This is a genomic window from Nocardia sputorum (assembly GCF_027924405.1).
Taxonomy (GTDB): domain Bacteria; phylum Actinomycetota; class Actinomycetes; order Mycobacteriales; family Mycobacteriaceae; genus Nocardia; species Nocardia sputorum.
The window spans coordinates 3,702,205-3,718,266 of sequence record NZ_AP026978.1 but is presented as its reverse complement, the minus strand read 5'-3'; the positions used below and the strand labels follow the sequence as shown (position 1 = coordinate 3,718,266).

Annotated in this window: 16 protein-coding genes; 8 read left to right on the top strand and 8 right to left on the bottom strand. The window is 70.0% G+C overall.

Going from position 1 to position 16,062, the window contains the following annotated elements; all coding sequences use genetic code 11:
* Window positions 1-6: 6 nt before the first annotated feature.
* Both QMG86_RS16890 and QMG86_RS16885 read right to left on the bottom strand, forming a co-directional pair.
* Window positions 7-1,782: a GMC oxidoreductase gene (locus QMG86_RS16890; protein WP_281873169.1), complete on the bottom strand. Its 1,776-nt coding sequence runs from the start codon at window positions 1,780-1,782 to the stop codon at window positions 7-9.
* Window positions 1,775-2,644, bottom strand: a complete 870-nt coding sequence (locus QMG86_RS16885; protein WP_281873164.1) for a hypothetical protein — start codon at window positions 2,642-2,644, stop codon at window positions 1,775-1,777. Before QMG86_RS16885 ends, QMG86_RS16890 begins: the two co-directional genes overlap by 8 nt.
* Window positions 2,645-2,978: 334 nt before the next feature.
* Between QMG86_RS16885 and QMG86_RS16880 the strand changes: the two genes are divergently transcribed.
* The 3 genes from QMG86_RS16880 (at window position 2,979) to QMG86_RS16870 (ending at window position 4,840) form a co-directional block, all read left to right on the top strand.
* Window positions 2,979-3,665, top strand: a complete 687-nt coding sequence (locus QMG86_RS16880; RefSeq protein WP_281880692.1) for a cysteine hydrolase family protein — start codon at window positions 2,979-2,981, stop codon at window positions 3,663-3,665.
* Between the two features lie 179 nt (window positions 3,666-3,844).
* Complete coding sequence (locus QMG86_RS16875; protein ID WP_281880690.1) at window positions 3,845-4,291, top strand: hypothetical protein; 447 nt, start codon at window positions 3,845-3,847, stop codon at window positions 4,289-4,291.
* A 246-nt stretch (window positions 4,292-4,537) separates the two neighbouring features.
* Complete coding sequence (locus QMG86_RS16870) at window positions 4,538-4,840, top strand: hypothetical protein (protein WP_281880994.1); 303 nt, start codon at window positions 4,538-4,540, stop codon at window positions 4,838-4,840.
* A gap of 31 nt (window positions 4,841-4,871) precedes the next feature.
* Here QMG86_RS16870 and QMG86_RS16865 read toward each other — a convergent pair whose 3' ends face one another.
* The 5 genes from QMG86_RS16865 to QMG86_RS16845 form a co-directional block, all read right to left on the bottom strand.
* Entirely contained in the window at window positions 4,872-6,101 is a 1,230-nt protein-coding gene (locus QMG86_RS16865; protein WP_281880688.1) for a Dyp-type peroxidase, read from the bottom strand.
* On the bottom strand, window positions 6,067-6,639 hold the full coding sequence (locus QMG86_RS16860; protein ID WP_281880686.1) for a copper chaperone PCu(A)C: 573 nt from the start codon (window positions 6,637-6,639) through the stop codon (window positions 6,067-6,069). Before QMG86_RS16860 ends, QMG86_RS16865 begins: the two co-directional genes overlap by 35 nt.
* Window positions 6,640-6,928: 289 nt before the next feature.
* The gene (locus QMG86_RS16855) at window positions 6,929-7,456 is read right to left on the bottom strand and encodes a hypothetical protein (protein ID WP_281880685.1); all 528 of its coding nucleotides are present in this window, start codon (window positions 7,454-7,456) and stop codon (window positions 6,929-6,931) included.
* 283 nt (window positions 7,457-7,739) lie between these two features.
* A complete protein-coding gene (locus QMG86_RS16850; RefSeq protein ID WP_281880683.1) occupies window positions 7,740-8,444 on the bottom strand; it encodes an endonuclease/exonuclease/phosphatase family protein in 705 nt (234 codons plus the stop codon).
* Window positions 8,445-8,517: 73 nt separating this feature from the next.
* Window positions 8,518-9,147 carry a TetR/AcrR family transcriptional regulator gene (locus tag QMG86_RS16845; RefSeq protein ID WP_281880682.1) on the bottom strand — a complete coding sequence of 210 codons (630 nt, stop codon included), beginning with the start codon at window positions 9,145-9,147 and terminating at the stop codon, window positions 8,518-8,520.
* Window positions 9,148-9,262: 115 nt separating this feature from the next.
* Between QMG86_RS16845 and QMG86_RS16840 the strand changes: the two genes are divergently transcribed.
* Window positions 9,263-10,393: a lipase family protein gene (locus QMG86_RS16840; protein WP_281880681.1), complete on the top strand. Its 1,131-nt coding sequence runs from the start codon at window positions 9,263-9,265 to the stop codon at window positions 10,391-10,393.
* Between the two features lie 41 nt (window positions 10,394-10,434).
* On the opposite strand, the gene QMG86_RS16835 is transcribed toward QMG86_RS16840, so the two are convergent.
* Window positions 10,435-11,874, bottom strand: coding sequence for an MFS transporter (locus QMG86_RS16835; protein ID WP_281880680.1), 1,440 nt, complete (start codon window positions 11,872-11,874; stop codon window positions 10,435-10,437).
* A gap of 155 nt (window positions 11,875-12,029) precedes the next feature.
* Here QMG86_RS16835 and QMG86_RS16830 point away from each other — a divergent pair, with 155 nt between their 5' ends.
* The 4 genes from QMG86_RS16830 (at window position 12,030) to QMG86_RS16815 (ending at window position 16,059) form a co-directional block, all read left to right on the top strand.
* Window positions 12,030-12,479: a MarR family winged helix-turn-helix transcriptional regulator gene (locus QMG86_RS16830; RefSeq protein ID WP_281880678.1), complete on the top strand. Its 450-nt coding sequence runs from the start codon at window positions 12,030-12,032 to the stop codon at window positions 12,477-12,479.
* An 84-nt stretch (window positions 12,480-12,563) separates the two neighbouring features.
* A complete protein-coding gene (locus QMG86_RS16825) occupies window positions 12,564-13,256 on the top strand; it encodes a response regulator transcription factor (protein ID WP_281880676.1) in 693 nt (230 codons plus the stop codon).
* Window positions 13,253-14,308, top strand: coding sequence for a HAMP domain-containing sensor histidine kinase (locus QMG86_RS16820; protein ID WP_281880675.1), 1,056 nt, complete (start codon window positions 13,253-13,255; stop codon window positions 14,306-14,308). Before QMG86_RS16825 ends, QMG86_RS16820 begins: the two co-directional genes overlap by 4 nt.
* Before the next feature lie 71 nt (window positions 14,309-14,379).
* Window positions 14,380-16,059 carry a DUF4153 domain-containing protein gene (locus tag QMG86_RS16815; protein ID WP_281880674.1) on the top strand — a complete coding sequence of 560 codons (1,680 nt, stop codon included), beginning with the start codon at window positions 14,380-14,382 and terminating at the stop codon, window positions 16,057-16,059.
* Window positions 16,060-16,062: the final 3 nt, after the last annotated feature.

Below are 16,062 nucleotides of genomic sequence, written 5' to 3'. Positions count from 1 at the left end.
CGGCTCTCACAACCCCAGTCGGTCCATGCGGGCCGTGATACGAGGGTCGGTGGTCACCACCGGCGACTCCTTGTCGACCCAGGTGTCCCCGCCGAAGTAGGCGCTGAAGATCTTCTCGGCGGTCCGAGTGGCGAGCGCCTGGCACGACAAGGTCGGATTGGGGCCGCCGAGGGAATTGGGCAGCGCGGAGTTGTCGGCGACGAACAGCCGCTTGACCCAGCGCGCCTGCCCGTCGGGGTCGAGCACGGAGTCGGTCGGGGAAGCGCCCATCCGCATCGAGGAGTGCACGTGGAGCAGCAGCGGCGCCCAGTCCATCCGATACACCTTCCTGGCGCCGGCCGCGCGCATGATCTCGGCCGCCCGCGCGGCCATGAACTCCCGGTTCGCGATGGTCTGCGGCTTGCGCTGCCGCCGTGCCACGTCGATCTTGGCGGGCGCGCCGTTCTCGTCGGCGGGAAACAGCGACAGGGTGATCCGGTTGCGTGGCTCGACGTGGTCATCGGTGAGCACGAGGAAGTTGAGCAGATGGTCGATGCCGTCGGTCAGCAATTCGATCAGTTCCTCGCCGACGATGCGGCCCGCGGGCCCGTCCCAGGGGCCGGACGGACCGCGGCCGTTGTCGTACACACCTCTGATCCCGCTGTCGGACAGGCACATCGTGAACGCCTGGATCGCGGGGGTCAGGCCGACGTTCTCGATGCCGCCGCGCCCGGGAAAGTCGATGCGGGCCGAGGAGTTGGCTCCCTTGGAGTTGCCGGTGTAGTCGTCGAAACTGCCGATGACCCAGTCGAGGAAGTGGTCGGTGTGCCCGCGTCCCACCCAGTCGTTGGGGTTGGGCAGCCCGCTGTTGAGCCACAGCCGCGGGCTCTGGGTCGTTCCGCCTGCCAGCACCACCACGTGCGCGTCCTCGGTGAATTCCGCGCCGGTGCCGTTCTCGCGCCAGCTGACGCCGGTCGCCACCACCTCGCCGCCGCGCTCCTCCCAGTTGATCGACCGCACGAACGAGTCGGCGCGTAATTCGACCGGCCTGCCGCCGGGCCGGACCGCATCGGCGGCCAACCCCAGCGGCACATAGCTGTTGTCGGTCGAGCGTTTGGCGAACAGGTTGCGCGGGGCGTGGACGGGCTCGTAGCAGCCTTGGAAGCAGTGCCCGCAGAAGGTGCAGCCGGTGGCGGCCGGGTAGGTCAGCAACTCGGTGCGGTCGCTGCGCCCGGCGTATCCGCCCGGTTGCAGAATGGCGTTCTGCTGCGGCCGGAAGGATGCCTCGGTGGTCGTGCGCGAGGTCTGCACCGGAAGGCCGACGTTCTCGCAACCACGGAACGTGATGCTCTCCTTGGTTCCCATCGCCGCCGTCTGCACGGGCAGCGTTGCCTCCACCCACTCCAAGTACGGCACGAACTCCGCGAAGCTGAAAGGGAATTCGTGCTGACGATCGTAGGCGGCGGCGTCGGGGCCCGAATATCCCTGGAACACGCCGGGGAAAGGTCGCGGACAATTGCCGAAATAGTGCGCGGTGGTGCCCCCGACGCCGGACAGTTCCCACACGAAGATATTGTTCGCCCACTCCCGGAACCAGGCCGGTTTGCGGCGATCCTGTGGTCCGAACCGCAGAAAGCCGTCGTTGGGATTGTTCGCGTCGTTCTCCGCGTGCGACCACTCCTCCCGCGGTGCCGCGTGCCGCGGCCCTGCCTCCAGCATCAGCACGTCCAGCCCGCGCCCGGCCAGCTCCGCGGCGACGACGGGACCACCTCCGCCGGCGCCGATCACGATGACATCACGCATACGCGGGCACCTCCGTGCGGCCCTGGTAGTAGCCGATCAGCTCCGGATGACCTTCGACCAATCCGCCCGGGCGGTATCCGGTGAGCTCCCACGACGGCGGTCGCCGCGCGACGGTGCGCGTCACCGGGTCGAACATCGACAACTCCGAGTGGACGCCGAAAGCCGTGCCCTCCAGCAGGATGCCGCCCGCGAAACGGAGGAATCCGGTACCCGAGCCACGCAACGGTCCCGGCAAGCCGCCGTCGATGAGCGAGACCAACTCCGGCAGCGGCCGTTCGATCAGTTCGATCACCCGGCACTTGTCGCGCAGGGTCAATCGCGCGAACGGAGAGCCGAGCGGCCCGATCACGGTTCCGGGCGCGATGAGCAGCGCACCGAAGGTCAGGACGAGCGCGACCAGCACCGACAACGGCAGGACCCGGTCGGAATAGGCGTACCCGAGCGCCTGGTCGAGGGTTCGGCCCTGTTCTGCGGACACGCCCAGCAGCAGCGGCGCGGGAATACCCAGATCGTTCATTCCCGCCGCGAGCGCCGAGGCCAGCGGCCTGGTCAGCTGGTCGCCCGCGGCCAGATAGCGATCGAACAGTTCCACCATGAACTCGCCGCCGCCTGCCTCGATCGGTCCCGGCCCCGGCCGCGGTGTGCCCTGCACGCGTGACCACTCGTCGGGGCCAGGGAACACCATCACGCACACCGCGCGGATGGTGTCCAGCACGAATACGTCGATCGGACCGGTGGGCTGGGCCACCGCGACAGCGGGGCGCAGCGCCGAACCCATACCCGCGCCTGCCGCGAAACCCACCGCGTATTTGAGGAAGTCGCGACGATCGTATGCCGTCAGGGCGAATTCTGCGTCCGACATCGTGGCCCCCTGCCGCCCGAAGTCCGAAAGATGATCGGTGGTGACCATATCGAGGTGACGAAAGCCACTATTCGGAATTCCGGTAAATCTGGGCCGATGTCCAATAAGTGCCGCGGGGGTCTTGTGAAGCGCACCACGAAATCGGTCCACGCCCGCACGGCGTGCGCACCGAGGGGACTGTCGAGCCGCGGTGAGCGCCGTGTGGTCGACGGGGATCGGCCGCCACGGGATCGGTGTGGTGGCTCGGCAGCGCGGCAAACGGCCGCGCACGCGGTCGGGGAGGTCCTACGCTGTGCTGGCCGAGAACCGATCGTGCTGTCAGTTGGGGGAACCGATGTCCGATACCGCGCTGTTGCTGATCGATCTGCAGAACAGCTACCTCGTCCAAGACGTGCGTGACGCGCTGGGGTGGCCCCCGATCTGGCGGCTCGACCAGATTGTGGCCGAGTGCCGCGATCTGGCCGAAGCCGCCCGCACGGCGCACCTGCCGGTGGTCTACTCACGGCAGATACCCAGCACGGCGAAGATGTTGGCCCTCAACCCGCGGTCCGCCCGGCACAGGCGTTCCCGTGCCGCGTTGGTGCCGAAGCTGACCGCCGAAGACCGGCACTGGCGGTCGCAGATCATCGACGCCGTGGCTCCGCAGCCTGATGACCTTGTCCTCGACAAGACCCGGCACAGCTTCTTCGCGTACACCGAACTCGACCCGATCCTGCGCAGCATGAACATCCGCCGGCTCGTCGTCGCCGGTTTGCAGACCAACGTCTGCGTGGAAGCGACCGTCCGCGCGGCGCTGGAACGCAACTTCGAAGTGGCCGTGGCCGAGGACGCGGTCACCACCGACGGGCCCGCCCTGCACTTCGCGGCCCTCAACGCGATGCGCGTGCTCTACGTCGAAGTCGCTCCCTGGCGTGAACTGCTCGCGCCCGGCGCGGCATGGGACGTGGCCTATCGGACACCGAACTACGGCCGGGATCCCGCGTATTGGTCGGATCCGCACATGCCTGTGCCGAACCGATAGCTCCGATGGCAATCCCTGGTCTCGGCGATGGCCGGGGTGCGGTGGCGACCTGGCGGATTCTCTCGTCTTCTCAGAGCGAGCGAGTGCCTTGCCCGACCCGGATTGCCGTTCGTCGTAAGGTCGCGATCATGAACGCACGTATCTGCCTAGGCGCGGTCGTCGCCGCCGTCGGAGTCACAATGACCGGGACCACAGTGGCCGCCGCTGCGCCGGATATGAACAATCCCAATCTGATTCAGGCCGACCCGGCGGACTTCATGGTCGGCGACACGGTGTACTTCTCCGGGTGGCTCGGGTCGACCACTTGCGCGATCCACCCGAACGGCGATGTGGGATGCGACCTTCCGCCCGGACGCACACTGTGGGGCATCGTCCCGATCTCCGACGTCGCTATCGATGTCCCATTCCTGCCCGCGCATCCGACGTTCGGACTGGGCGGCCCGCACGGTCGTCCGGGTAGCCGGTGGATCACCGACGTCCCGCGTCCCGAGGGGACGGTCTATCAGGGCACCCGTATCAGCTACGCGGGCGTGACCTGCATCGGCGGACTCCCCAGGGGCGCCGGAGTGGCCTGTACCTCCAAGGGCCACAGTTTCACCGACGGCGCGCAGGTCGAGATCAGCTGATCGCCGAACTCGACCGCGCGGTCGGTCCGAGGCCGCCGGCCATGCGGCAACGCGGCAGGGGTTGGGGCGGCCCACGGCACAACGGCACGGGGCGTACGTCGGCCACCGTCACCGAGGTGTGCGACAGTGGCGTGTCCGAATATCTCGGGGCACGACCGTGGGCTGTCGCCCCGAAGGATGGGGAGTTGGAACGTGAGTGTGTCGGAGTTGGCCTACAACGTCGTAGTCGTCGCGCATCTGCTCGGAATGGCCGCCGTGGTGGGTGGTTACCCGGCGGGGCGGCCCCGGGTCTCGGAGGTCATGGTCTGGGGCGCACGGTTGCAGGTGGTCACGGGATTGATTCTGGTCGGGATGGCCGAGTCGATCGATGCGCTGGGCAAGGATCCGAACATGGTGAAGATCGGCGTGAAGCTGATCGTGGCGATCGCGGTGGCCGCGTTCGCCGAGATCGGGCACGCCGACGAGAAGCGCGGCAAGCCGGTTCCGTGGCTGACCGATGCGGCGGGCGTGCTGGCGATTGTCAACGTCTTCGTCGCCGCTCTGTGGTGAGGTGTCCGGCGCCCGGCGCGCCGAACACGTCTCACGCCTCGAACAGCGGTTGCCCGAGATAGCCGCCCGGTGTCGCGACACCGGGCGGGATCGCGAATACCGCGGAACCGATCGGCGTAGTCCACACATTGAGCGCGTCGAACTCCGCCAACCGGCGCTGCACCGGAAGGAATTGGGTGTCCACGTCACGCTGATAGGCGGTGAACAGCAGACCGGAGTTGGAGATCCCGCCCGGCGTGGGCGTGTCGTCGTAGTTGTAGCCGCGTCGCAGGAAACGCTCGCCGTCGTGCGTGTGATGAGCGCGAGCGATGTGCGACGACGGTGGGATGACGGGGATGCCGTGGGCGTCGACGGCCGTGAAATCCGGCTCGTCGAACTCGTCGGTTCCGGTCAGCGGCGCACCGTGGGCGATGGTGCGTCCGATGGTGAGTTCCCTTTCCTCCCGGTCGATCTGGTCCCAGGTGTCCAGCGTCATCGCGATCCGGCGGAGCACGCAGGAGGTGCCGCCGTCCAGCCACGGCTGGGTGGCGCCGTCGTCCCACACCAGGCGGGCGAACTCCGGTGTGCCCGGTGTGAGGTTCACCGTGCCGTCGACCTGGCCCATCAGATTGCGCGGCGTCCTGCCCGGCGCGGCATTCCGGAAGCCGCGTTGCACCCAGCGCACGGTGACCAGCGAGGACACGCTGCGGGACAGCACGCGCACCGTATGCGACACGGTGGTCGTCTCGTCGGCGCACACCTGCAGCAGCAAGTCGCCGCCGGTCCAGGCGGATTCGAGCCGGTCGATGACGAACGGTGGCAGCGGCCGCAGCCAGGACGGCCTGCGGTGCTCGAGACCGGCGGCGGGGAAGACCGCAGGCCCGAAACCGACTGTGACGGTGAGCCGCGCCGGGCGCTGCGCGAGTTCGGGTTCGGTGTCAGCGAGGGCGGGCAGGCCCTGGGTGAGCCGGGCGGCGTCGCCGGTCCAGATCTTCAGCAGTCCGACGAGGTCGTCGCGTCCGACACCCGGCTTCAGATCGAAGGCGACGAAGGCCGCGTGTCCTTGCGGGACGGTATCGATGCCGGCCTGATGCGGTCCGTAGAACGGCACCGTCGCCTCCCCGGGCGACGCATCGGGTTCCCGCAGGACGGTCGCGCCGAGCCCGATCCCGGCGACGCCGGCCGCGGCGGCGCCGCCGCCCAGCAGACGCCGCCGGTTGATCCGTGCGGGGCGCGGTCGGTTCCGTTCAGCCACCGTGCGCGGGGGTCTGCGCGCCGGCATGGGATTCGCCGCCCGCGTGATCGGGCACGTAATTCTCCTGGTTGCCGGAGAAGTCGCGCACCTGCGCGGTGAAGGTGGTGGTCGAGCCATCCTCGAAGGTCAGGGTGACCGACGTCTCCGATCCCGTGCGCAGCGGTCCGCGCAGGTCCATGAACATGATGTGGTCACCGCCGGGCCGCAACCGGGTGCGGCCGTGCGCGGGGATGACGAACCCGCCGCGCTTGGGCCGCATCGCCTTCGTCCCGTTCGCGTCGGCGACCACTTCGTGCAATTCGATCCGGCCGGAGGCGGGACTGGTCGCCGAGACGACGGTGCGCGGGGTGTCGCCGCTGTTGATCAGGTCGCCGAACGCGGCCGACATCCCGCCGTCGGCGGCCTTGACCCACTGGTCGGCGATGGTCACGGCAGCGGCCGAGGTGGCGGCTTCCTTCTTGTCGGCCGACGAGCACGCGGTGAGCAGCAGGGGCACCGCCGCGGCGGCGATCGCACCGCGCAGGATGCGAGCGGCGCGCGGCGGAGTGAAAGTAATGGCAGGCATGGAAACTCCAGACGTTCGTATGGTTCGGGGTGGTCCCCGGCGACGAGGGCGTGGGGCAGCTCTCGGCGTCGACCGATCCACGGGTGTACCGGTGTCGGTCTGGCATCGAGCGCTGTCGAGCGGCGCAGCGACAGGCCCGACGCGACGCAGCGGTGGATCGAAGCGGCGTCGCCGAATGAACCGCCGCTACGCCGACTCCGAGCCGCAGGGGTCTGTGGCGACCGGAGCACGAGCTGTGGCCGTCGGATCGTCGAGCGCGAAAGGCGATGCTCGTCGCGCGCGGAAAGCGTCAGTGTGGCAGCGGTGGGCCGCGCAGGCCGGAGCCGGAACCGAGCAGGAGGCGCCGAGGCTGGTGGAGGGCATGACCGAAAGCGGGTGTGCTGATCCGGACCGGCGCGCCAGGCCCGTCGGCGAGTACTCGCACCGTATGGCGGACGTCGGAAACCGCGCGCAGCACAGCTTGTTCGGCGGCGCGGATGAGCACCGCGCCGAGCGGAACGGCCGCCAGATGCGTGCCGAGCATCGCCGGGGTCGTGCCCGCATCGTGGTGATGCGCGGCCGACAGAGAGGAGGCGACGTGCGTCACGGCTTGCCCGACCGCCAGCGCGGCCATGATCCGGCCGAGCCCGTGCCGGTGCGGTCGCGTGCCGACCAGTACGCCCACCGCCGCGCACGAGGCGAGCAAGAGGGCGACCGGGGCGGCGCCGGGAGACAGCGCACCGCCGCCGAGCGCGTGCGCGGCGATGCTCACCGCACCGGCGGCGGATCCGACGAACGCGCCGCGCACCCGCGCCGCCATTACCGTCGGATTACGCACCGGCTCATACTACCGACTGTCGTAGCGGCGACGAGCACCGGTTCGAACGCATCGGTGGCCCTTGCGCCGACCGCGACTCGAACTGCTCGGCCACGGGTAGGCGGCCGAATCGGCGCGCTCTGAAGCAGTTTCGCCATCGACGGCGGCATTCCCGGGCCGCGGGTCCCGGAACCCGACGTCGACGATCCCGAACGCCGGATGGCTCTGAGGAAATCACTGCGGATGAGGGGTACGCGCACCGGTTGCGGTGGACGCAGGGTGGGGAACCTGTTCGGCGCGACGCTCACATCGTGACGCCCGCGTGCACGAGATTGTGGTCGGAGACGCCGCCGACGTCGTCGACCGATGCCGTCGTGACGGTCGCGCCGTGCACGACCACGTGATCGATGTGCTGCGACTTCGTGCCCGAGACCCGGGGGCGGGTCGGCAGTGCGTCGGCGACGCATTCGGCGACCACGAAGTCGTCGCCCAGTCCGGTGGCGACGGAGGCGCGGTCGGTGTTGAAATCGCCCAGCAGGACGGTGGCGTTCGCCGGTGCGCCGGTGGCGAGTTCGGCCAGGCGGGCGAGTTGGTCGGCGCGCCGCCGATCGCCGGTCACGTGGGTGGCGATCACGGTCAGTCCGCCCGCGTCGACGACGAGCGCGCCTTTGCCGCGATCCTGGGTGAAGGATTCGGCGGTGACTTCCCGGCTCGGTTCGGCGGTGAGCACGACGAGGTACTCGCCGCCGTCGAGCAGGGAGCTGGGCACGCGCCGTGGGGTCGGCAGCCGCTGGTACCGCATCGCGTGGAATGTCCGGTCCGGCAGTGCCATCCGCAGGCTGGCCAATTGATCGCCGCTGACCTCCTGTAACGCGATGATCCGCTCGGTGCGTTCGGCCACCCGCGCGGTGACCGCGGCGATCCGCGCGCCCTCGTCCGGCCAGCGGGTGGCGACGTCCTCGTACCAGTTCTCGGCGTGGACGCGATGCAGAACGTTCCAAGTGGCCACCGTGATCACCTTCGCGATGGTATGCGACCGGGTGAAACAGGTTGCGGCGCGGGCTGTGCCGATCTCGGTGTGCTCAGCTCGCGCGCGGGATGTCGATGCCCTGCTGGAGCGAGGCCACCGCGCGATCGAGGATGCGGTGCAAGGCGGCGATCGAATGGTCCGCGCCCAGCATCCAGTGGTCGAGGCCGACGCCGAACGCCGCGAAACAGGCCGCGGCGGTGAGCTGCGGCCGCAGATCATCGGCGGGCAGTCCGGCGCGGGCGGCGAAGTTCAGCGCCATCGCGCGCTGGCGGCCCAGTGCCCCGATGAAGTTCTCCCGGCGCAATTCCGGGTTGCCGATCAGCAGTTGCCTGGCTCTGCGCGCCGTGTCCGCCTGGCGTTCGCGGGACGGGGCGTCCTGTTCGTCGAGCAAGAAGTCGCGCAGGGCCGCACGCAGCGCGGTCAGCACCGATTCGCTCGGCGGGCGCCGGTCGAGGGCGGCGAGCAGCTGGGCCATCAGATCTTCCTCGTGGCTGAAGACCACCGCGAGCTTCGACGGAAAGTGGCGGTGGAAGGTGCGCCGGGAGACCCGCACGGCGTCGGCGATCTGCTGCACGGTGGTCTGCTCGAACCCATGTGATTCGAACAGCCGCAGGGCCGCGTCGACCAATTCCCGCCGCACCCGCGCCTTTTCGCGTTCGCGCGGACCGTTCACGCCCGTCATGCCCACCGTTTCTCTGCGCGATATCCCTGATTGATGTCTCAAAGTGACACTTCAACCGAAGTCCGGTTACAGTGTCTCATCGAGACACCAAGCCTGGAATCGAGAGGTGGCGCCCATGTCGGTGCGACGTGCAGCAATAACCGTGACCATGGCGGCACTGCTTTTCGCTGGGCCGTCGATGGGTTCGGTGGTGGCCGACCCCGGTGCGGGAGCGCCGGGCACGGTCGCCACCGACGAGGCGCTGCCCGAACACCTCTGGATCGAGGGCGCCGGCACGGCCCGCCGCCTCACGTATTGGTCCAGGACCTCCGACGACCGGCCTGCGCTGGCCGGCGGCGCGGTCTTCGTGCCCGCGGGCACGCCGCCGAGCGGTGGCTGGCCGGTGCTGTCGTGGGAGCACGGCACGGTCGGCCTCGCCGACGACTGCGCGCCCTCGACCGCAGGCCGCAGCAAACGCGATCTGGACTACCTGGCGACCTGGCTGCGCCAGGGCTACGCGGTCGTCGCGACCGACTACATCGGTCTGGGCACGCCCGGCCCGCACGCCTATCTGGACGGGCGTGCCGAGGCGCACGCCGCGATCGACATGGTGCGCGCGGCCCGCGCGGTCGATGATTCGCTGTCGTCGGAATGGGTGGCGATCGGGCAGTCACAGGGCGGTGGCGCGGCGGTGTTCACCGCGTCACTGGCCACGCGGTACGCACCCGAGCTCGACTATCGCGGCGCGGTCGCCACCGGCCCGGCCTCGAACATCGTGGAGGCTGCCTCGTTGCTCGGGCCCGCGGTGCCGCCGATCGGCAACGCGCACCTCACCGCCTATATCGCGTATGTGATGAACGGGTTGAAGGCGGCTCGGCCCGCCTTCGATCTCGACGGCTACCTCAGCCCCGTCGGCAAGCAATTGGCGACCGCCGCGGAGTCGTTGTGCTTCCAAGCGCTGGCCGATCGCGCGCGAGGCATCTCGGTCGGCCAGTTGTTCTCCCGTCCGCTCGCCGACGGTGAGTTCGTCGCCACCGCCCGGCCGGTCATGGATGTCCCGCTCGCGGGGTACGACCGGCCGCTGTTCATCGGGCAGGGCACCAACGACACCGACGTCCCCGCCCCGCTGACCGCGAAGCTCGTCGCCGATCTCGAATCGCGCGGCGTCCGGCCGGACGTGCACGTGTATCCGGGCAAGGACCACAGCGCCACCATGGCCGCCTCACTGTCCGACAGCATGCCGTTCGTCGCCCGCCTGTTCTCCTGACCCGACGCCGGGCCGGGTTGCCGCCCGGCCCGGCAGGGTGCTCAAGCGCGCGCGACCGCGGGCTCCGGTTCGGCGGTGCCGACCGGCGGAACGGCGGGCTTGCGGACCGGAATGGCCAGCGCGACCAGCGCGGCGAGTACCGAGACGCCGCACCCGATCAGCAATCCGGTGCGGAAACCTGCCTCGGTGGGGATGGTGTGCCCGCCGAGGCTCGTGCTCATCTGCGCCAGGACGACGCCGACGACCGCGGCCGAGACCGTGGTCCCGATCGAGCGCATCAGGGTGTTGAAGCTGTCGGCCGACGCGGTCTCCGACAGCGGGACCGCGCTCATGATGAGGGCGGGCATCGAGCCGTAGGCGAGGCCGACGCCACCGCTGCATACGGAGGTCACGATGAGCAGACCCCAGGTCGACCCCATCAGCAGGATCGATGATCCGTAGCCGAGGGCGATCACCAAGCTGCCCACGATGAGCGTCACCTTCGGGCCGCGCGCGGCCGAAAGCCGGGCGCCGAGGGGGGAGACCGCCATCATCACCAGCCCGGCGGGCGCCATCCACAATCCCATCGCCAGCATGGACTGTCCGAGGCCGTATCCGGTGACCACCGGCAGTTGCAGCAATTGCGGCACGATCAACGACTGCGCGTACATGGCGAACCCGACCACGATCGAGGCGGCGTTGGTCAGCAGCACCTGCTTGCGCGCGGTCACCCGCAGGTCGACCAGCGGATCCGCGGTGCGCAGTTCCCACCAGCCCCAGGCCGGCAGCACCAGGACCGCGATCGCGAACAGGCCGAGGACGGTTCCGCTCGTCCAGCCCCAGTCGGCGCCCTTGGAGACCGCGAGCAACAGGCACACCAGCGCCGTACCGAGACCGAGGGCGCCGAGCACGTCGAAGCCACCCCCGCCGCGCGCCGGGATGGCGGGCACCAGCAGCCAGATCAGCGTGGCCACGCCCGCGCTCAGCACGGCCGAGCCCCAGAACAGCACCCGCCAGCTGGCGTTCTCGGCGACCGCCGCGGCCAACGGAAGCCCCAGCGCGCCACCGATTCCCATCGAGGCGCTCATCACCGCGATGGACGTGCCGAGCCGTTCGGTGGGCAGGACGTCCCGCAACGCGCTGATGCCGAGCGGGACGACGCCCATGCCGATGCCCTGCAGGCCGCGGCCCGCGATCATCGGCACGACCGAGCTCGCGAGCGCGCAGACCAGCGATCCGCCGATGAGCGGAACGGTGCAGGCGAGCAGCATCCGCCGCTTGCCGTAGAGATCGCCGAGGCGGCCGGTGATCGGCGTGGCCACCGCACCGGCGAGCAGTGTCGCCGTGATCACCCAGGAGGCGTTGGACGCGGTGGTGTCCAGGAGCCGGGGCAGGTCCCCGATCAGCGGCACCACCAGGGTTTGCATCAGGGCGGCGACGATGCCCGCCGCCGCGAGTACGCCGACGATGCCCTCGGACCGAGCTGCCGATGGTGCTGTCACGCGGATCTCCCTCTCTGTTCAATCGATGTGCACAGTACATATGAATTGCACTATGCACAAGAATTGCACTATGCAAATGAGCAGGTCGGGCCGTATGGGTGTGATATAGGTGCGGAGATGAGCCCGTAGCTGGCGAATATCGGCAGGAGCGTTGTGTGGACAAGCCCGTATCTTCGGTGGAGTTCGAGACCATGCTGCTGGGGCGGCACAGCCTCAGCGCCAAGGCCCGCCGGGGCAGCGGCCACCTCGACCGCAGCGCCTACACGGTGCTGAGCAGGCTGCGGGTGCAGGGGCCGATGTCCGTGGGCGAACTCAGCGACGCCTTCGGGCTGGATACCTCTACGCTGCACCGCCAGACGACCGCCATGCGGGCGGCCGGCCTGATCGAACGCATCCCGGACCCGGACGGGGGCATGGCGCGCAAGTTCCGCCTCACCGCGGAGGGCGGGCGTCAGCTCGACGCCGAACGCGCCTACAACGTCCGGGCCCTGGAAAGCGTGCTGGCGCAGTGGTCGTCCGAGGACGTCGCCGCGTTCGCCGGATTCCTGAAGCGGTTCAACACCGACATCGAGCGCATCGACAAGCGTCCGTGGCCCCGGCCGTGAACGTCCGCCCGCCCGCGCGGATGCACACGGAATCTCCACAATCGACGCCGGATTCCTCCACAACCGGTGGCTAGGGTTCGGTGCATGGAACACAGCGCACCGCAGGCGGCACGGCGGATCCTGGTGGTGGACGACGAGATGACCATCGCCGAGTCCGTCGCGGCGCGCCTGCGGGCGGAGGGATTCACCGTCGACTTGGCGCACGACGGCCCGTCGGCCGTCATCGCCGCCGAGGCCGTCGACCCCGACTTGGTGGTGCTCGACGTCATGCTGCCCGGGTTCGACGGGTTGGAGGTGTGCCGCCGGATTCAGGCCCGCAGGCCGGTGCCCGTGCTCATGCTCACCGCGCGCGCCGACGAAACCGACCAGCTCGTCGGCTTGGGCGTCGGCGCGGACGACTATCTCACCAAACCGTTTTCGCTGCGCGTGCTCACCGCCCGGGTGCACGCGCTGCTGCGCCGGATGGAGCGGGCGGCCGACCGCGACGGCGCGACGATCCTGGTCGGCGACCTGCGCATCGACGTCGACCAGCGCCGGGTCTGGCGTGCGGACGTCGAGGCGCTGCTCACGCCACTGGAATTCGATCTGCTGGCCCGGCTGGCCCGTCGCCCGCGCACGGTACTGGCCCGCGAGCGGTTGCTGGAAGACGTCTGGGACTGGTCCGACGCGGCGGGCACCCGCGCGGTGGACAGTCACATCAAGGCGCTGCGCCGCAAACTCGGCGCCGACCTGATCCGCACCGTTCGCGGCGTCGGATACGCCCTGGAGGCGCGATGAGCGCCGGTCCCGACCCCGGCGGGTGGCCTCGGTTGCGGCGGGTGAGCGACCGGGTCGCCGAGCTGTTGCCGCGGCCACTGGACCCGGTGAAGTCGATCAAGCTGAAGCTCGCCGTCCTCATGTTGTGTTCCGGCGGTGTCGCGTTCGGATTCTTCCGATTCAAGATCGGCTGGCTGCCGCCGCGCACCACGATCACCGCGGTGGTGATCGCGTTGGTCACCTCGCAGTTCCTCGCCCACGGCATCACCAGGCCGCTGCGTGAGATGACCGCGGCGGCGAAGCGGATGGCCCACGGCGACTACACCCTGCGGGTGCGCGCGAGCTCGCGCGACGAAGTCGGGCAACTGGCCGAGGCGTTCAACCAGATGGCCGCCGACCTGGCGGCGGCCGATCAGCAACGCCGTGACCTCATCGCCAACGTCTCGCACGAATTGCGCACGCCCATCACTGCTTTGAACGCGGTGCTGGAGAACCTGGTCGACGGCGTCTCCGAACCGGACCCGGCCACCCTGCGCACCGCGCTGGCCCAGACCGAGCGGCTCGCCCTGCTGGTCTCCGAACTGCTCGACCTGTCCAGCATCGAAGCGGGCGCCTTGCGGCTCGATCGCGAGGAGTTGCCGATCGCGCCGTTGCTGGCCGATGTCGTCGCCGAAGCGGAAGTGATGACCGCCGCGCTCGGACGCGGTGTGCGCTTCCGCACCGACGTGCTGCCCGGCACCGCCCGCGTGTTCGCCGACCGCGCGCGCCTGCACCAAGTGCTGCTCAATCTGCTCGACAACGCCGCTCGCCACGGGCCCGCTGGCGGAGAAGTCCGCCTGGCGGTGCGGGCGTCGCAGGGCGAAGTCGTGATCGACGTCGAGGACGACGGCCCCGGCATTCCCCTCGCCGAACGCGCCCGGGTATTCGACCGGTTCACCAGAGGCGGTCGCACGGCGGGCGGTGGCACCGGGCTCGGCCTCGCCATCTCCCGCTGGGTGGTCGACCTGCACGGCGGCACCATCGCCGTCGCCGATCCCGGCTCCCGCATCCGGGTGGTTCTGCCCGGCCGCTGACCTGTCACACAACCCACCGGACCGTCAGAGCGGAGCCGGGTGATTACGCACGCCTATCGAAGGAGTGAACCATGTCTCCAGAACCCGAATCCGCCTCGACGGCCGACCCGGTGTCAACCCGGGCGGCCGAGGGAAGGGGCCGTCCCCCGCGGGGTGAATCCGCCGCCGATTCCAGCGAGGCGGCAGCTCGGGCATCGGTACGCGCGCTACTCGGACAGTTCGGGACGGCGGTGGCCGACGCGCAGACCGCCGTTGCGCCGGTGGCCGGGCCGGTGTTCGTGCCCCGTCCGCCGAAATGGCGCCGGGTGGCCCGCCCGCCGGGCGTGGCGCTCGCCGCGCTCGTCTCCGGCCTGGCCGCCGCCGTCCTGATCCACTGGGACCGGCCGGGCATCGGCTGGCTCCTGGCGGCCTGCGTCGCGGCGACGTCGGTCTTCCTCGTCGACCGCAATGCCCGCAAGCGTGTGGCGGCCACGACGAAAGATGTTGGGGGCCAGAAGAAATCGATGCCAGAGCAGCAGGCGGACACCAATTCCCCGCGCTGGAAGCGATACGGGGGACGGCCGTGGTGGGCAGCGCTGACACTGGCTTTGCTCGCGGTAGGGGCCGTTCGCGCGGCGGGGTGGCTGTTCGCCCTGTGCGTGGTCGCGGCCTGCGTAGCCGCTTCGCTGGCGGTCGTCGGACGCCGCACGGTCAACGGCATCCTCTACGACACCCTCGCGGTCTGGCTGGAGACGGCCGCGGCCGTGCCGTGGGCGTACGCGGGCATCGCCCGGCCGCGCGGCGGGAACGCGACACAGGCGTGGCGGCTCGGATTGTCGGTGGCGGTGACCGTCGCGCTGCTCGCGGTGTTCGTGCCGCTGCTCGGCAGTGCCGACGCGATGTTCGCCGCGTTGCTCGAGACCGTGACCCCGGCTGTGGACGTGCCGACGGTGCTGCGCTGGGCCGCACTGTTCGCGGTGGGCTGTCTCGGCGCGCTCGGCGCGCTGTTCGTGCTCGCGGGCCCGCCGCCGCCCGCCACCGCGGCGGCGGGCGGACGGACGTTGCGCCGGACGGAATGGGCGCTGCCGGTCGGTGCGCTCGCGATCCTGTTCGCGGCGTTCGTCGCGACCCAGTTCGTGGTGCTCTTCGGCGGTGACGACTACGTCCAGGAGACATCGGGCCTGACCTACGCCGAGTACGCGCGCAGCGGGTTCTGGCAGCTGTCGGCCGTCACCGTGCTGACCCTCGCGGTGCTGATGGTGGTGCTGCGCTGGGCGGCTCAGGACACCGTCGCCGACCGGTGGTGGTTGCGCGGTCTGCTCACGGCGGTGAGCGGGCTGGCGCTGGTCATCGTCGCCTCCGCGCTCGGCCGGATGTGGACCTACCAGCAGGCCTACGGCTTCACGGTGCTGCGCCTGCTCGTGGAAGCCTGCGAGCTGTGGCTCGGCTCGGTCTACCTGCTGGTCTTGGTGGCCGTCCTGCGGCTGCGCCGGGCGTGGCTGCCCCGCGCCGTGCTGGGCACCGCCATGGTGACGCTGCTGGCGCTGGCCGTTCTCGATCCGGAGCGGCTGATCGCGCAGCAGAACATCGATCGCTGGCAGCGCGGTAAGGCGCTGGACATCGACTACCTGGGCACCCTCTCGCCGGACGTTCTGCCCGCGACCGATCGGCTTCCCGAGCCGCTGCGGTCGGACCTGCGGAGCCGGCTGCGCGCCGACCTCGACGAGGACACCTGGCAGAGCTGGAATCTGTCCCGCGCCGCAGCACGGTGAGCG

What these genes read in the sequence shown, in the direction of transcription:
- QMG86_RS16890 (WP_281873169.1), bottom strand. Translation starts at nt 1,782, where the DNA reads ATGCGTGATGTCATCGTGATCGGCGCCGGCGGAGGTGGTCCCGTCGTC.
- QMG86_RS16885 (WP_281873164.1), bottom strand. Translation starts at nt 2,644, where the DNA reads ATGTCGGACGCAGAATTCGCCCTGACGGCATACGATCGTCGCGACTTC.
- QMG86_RS16880 (WP_281880692.1), top strand. Translation starts at nt 2,979, where the DNA reads ATGTCCGATACCGCGCTGTTGCTGATCGATCTGCAGAACAGCTACCTC.
- QMG86_RS16875 (WP_281880690.1), top strand. Translation starts at nt 3,845, where the DNA reads ATGACCGGGACCACAGTGGCCGCCGCTGCGCCGGATATGAACAATCCC.
- QMG86_RS16870 (WP_281880994.1), top strand. Translation starts at nt 4,538, where the DNA reads ATGGCCGCCGTGGTGGGTGGTTACCCGGCGGGGCGGCCCCGGGTCTCG.
- QMG86_RS16865 (WP_281880688.1), bottom strand. Translation starts at nt 6,101, where the DNA reads ATGCCGGCGCGCAGACCCCCGCGCACGGTGGCTGAACGGAACCGACCG.
- QMG86_RS16860 (WP_281880686.1), bottom strand. Translation starts at nt 6,639, where the DNA reads ATGCCTGCCATTACTTTCACTCCGCCGCGCGCCGCTCGCATCCTGCGC.
- QMG86_RS16845 (WP_281880682.1), bottom strand. Translation starts at nt 9,147, where the DNA reads ATGACGGGCGTGAACGGTCCGCGCGAACGCGAAAAGGCGCGGGTGCGG.
- QMG86_RS16840 (WP_281880681.1), top strand. Translation starts at nt 9,263, where the DNA reads ATGTCGGTGCGACGTGCAGCAATAACCGTGACCATGGCGGCACTGCTT.
- QMG86_RS16825 (WP_281880676.1), top strand. Translation starts at nt 12,564, where the DNA reads ATGGAACACAGCGCACCGCAGGCGGCACGGCGGATCCTGGTGGTGGAC.
- QMG86_RS16820 (WP_281880675.1), top strand. Translation starts at nt 13,253, where the DNA reads ATGAGCGCCGGTCCCGACCCCGGCGGGTGGCCTCGGTTGCGGCGGGTG.
- QMG86_RS16815 (WP_281880674.1), top strand. Translation starts at nt 14,380, where the DNA reads ATGTCTCCAGAACCCGAATCCGCCTCGACGGCCGACCCGGTGTCAACC.